2 protein-coding genes are annotated in these 1,706 nt (G+C 60.4%); one reads left to right on the forward strand and one right to left on the reverse strand.

Annotated features, from left to right (window positions below):
- Positions 1 to 1,032, forward strand: a 1,032-nt coding sequence (locus ACH2EH_RS10490; protein ID WP_395141440.1) for a glycosyltransferase family 39 protein, incomplete at its 5' end; no start/stop codon positions are given.
- Here ACH2EH_RS10490 and ACH2EH_RS10495 read toward each other — a convergent pair.
- The coding region (locus tag ACH2EH_RS10495; RefSeq protein WP_395141442.1) for a hypothetical protein at positions 1,000 to 1,706 on the reverse strand (707 nt) is incomplete at its 5' end. The two genes, ACH2EH_RS10490 and ACH2EH_RS10495, sit on opposite strands and share 33 nt — an antisense overlap.

The raw sequence follows: 1,706 nt of genomic DNA on the forward strand, positions 1-1,706 counted from the left end.
GCCGCGCTGGTCTTTGCGATCACAGGCGGCGGCAGCCTACTGGCACTTCGGCTCGTGGCGCTGCCGTTCCAGCTTGCGACCGTCTGGGTGGCATGGAAGATGGGGCGAGATCTCTTTCCCAAGCGGCCCGAGCTAGCCCCCGCGTTGGCAGCGTTTGTGGCATTTCTTCCCACACAGGCACAGCTCGGCGGTGCGATTAGCAACGATGCTCCAACACACTTTTTCTGCGCCTTGATTGTCTGGCGGCTGGCACGCTTCTTTGCGCCGCACATCGCCCCACCGCACCGGGCCTATGCCTGGGGAGAGGGCGCACTCCTAGGGCTATTTTTTGGCCTGGGCTTGCTCACCAAGCTCACGGTACTCCAGCTCTATCCGGTGCTGTTTGTTAGCTGTGTACTCGCCCTAAAAGCCAAGCGCATCACGTTTGCTGACACCATCGGGGTCTTTGGGGCCGCCGTGCTGGTGGGCCTCGCTCTCGCCGCGCCGTGGCTGGCGCGTAATCAGATGCTCTACGGAGACTTTCTGGCACAGACGATCTACAAGGCGACGGGGCCGAACTTCTCGCCAAGTGAGATCAGCCAGATGTCCGGGTGGACATCTACGGATTATCTGAGAAACGCGGGGCTGCGCTCATTTGTTAGTTTCTGGTGTTTTCTTGATCCCCGGCTACCCACCGTGCCACTGGCTCGATTTATCGGCTCACCCGTGCTCTTGCTCTTAACGCTCGCTCTGGCCCTGTCACCTCTGTTGGGGCTCTACAAGGCGAGTAAAGAGAAAACAAACGACCCTGTCTTTGGGTTTGCCGCACTCGTGCCCTTGTGCCTAGTGCCGTTTTTCACGAAGTTCCTCAATGAGGTTTTTCAAGCGCAGGGGCGGTATTTTTTACCGTCGCTGCTGGCGGTAGCGCTGGTAGGCGTGGGTGGATTTGCGGCGCTGGTAAAAAACAGCAAAGCGGCTTTTATTCCCTCAGCCCTGCTTCTCTTGCTCTCCGTGTGGCAGCTAGTTGGAGGAGGATACGCTGCCGTTCGCTGACGAGCGCACCTGCTGCGGCGCTGTCAGATAGCCCAGCCCCCAGCCCGCGACAAAAAGCATAATCGCACAGAGCCCTAGAACCAGAGGGCGGTTAATCGCCGAGGTGGTGAGCGGGTCATCGGCAGCGAGCTCCTCTAGCTCCGGCAGAAATTGGGGACGAAAAGGGGCGGGCTGTTTTTCCAGACCAAACTCCAGTCGGGTATACTCGCGTCCTATGCGTGCCATGCTCTCGACGGTCTCCTCGGCTACCGTGGAGCGGATCCCGAGCGCCTTCAGGTTCCGGGCAATCCGCGCGGCGGTACCGGCGCCCTCACTGGTTCGTTGCCGCCAGACATCAGGCTCCAAGGTCTCACCAAGGCGCATTGTCTCCCCGATCTGGTCGGCAAGCTCCGTGGCATCCTGCGTCAGAAGCTGCGTCAGCTCCAGGGTTAGTACATCATCAGGGTGGGGCGACGGCAGCGCCCCAATCAGCTCCGCGCCCAGCCGATCAGCCAGTTGTTTGATCTCACCCCGCCCGGGCAAGAGCAAGGAGGGGGCGCGAAGCACAACGGAAAATACGCCGCGCGGTGTCGCCCTCGTCGAAGGCCACCACGTGGCAAAAGTGGCGAACTGGTTTGCTGATAGAAGCTGCTGGAGCCAGCGTTTCAGCACCGCTTCGTTTTCTGGGGTAAACG

The sequence above is a fragment of the Armatimonas sp. genome, assembly GCF_043760365.1.
In the GTDB taxonomy this organism is placed as follows: domain Bacteria; phylum Armatimonadota; class Armatimonadia; order Armatimonadales; family Armatimonadaceae; genus Armatimonas.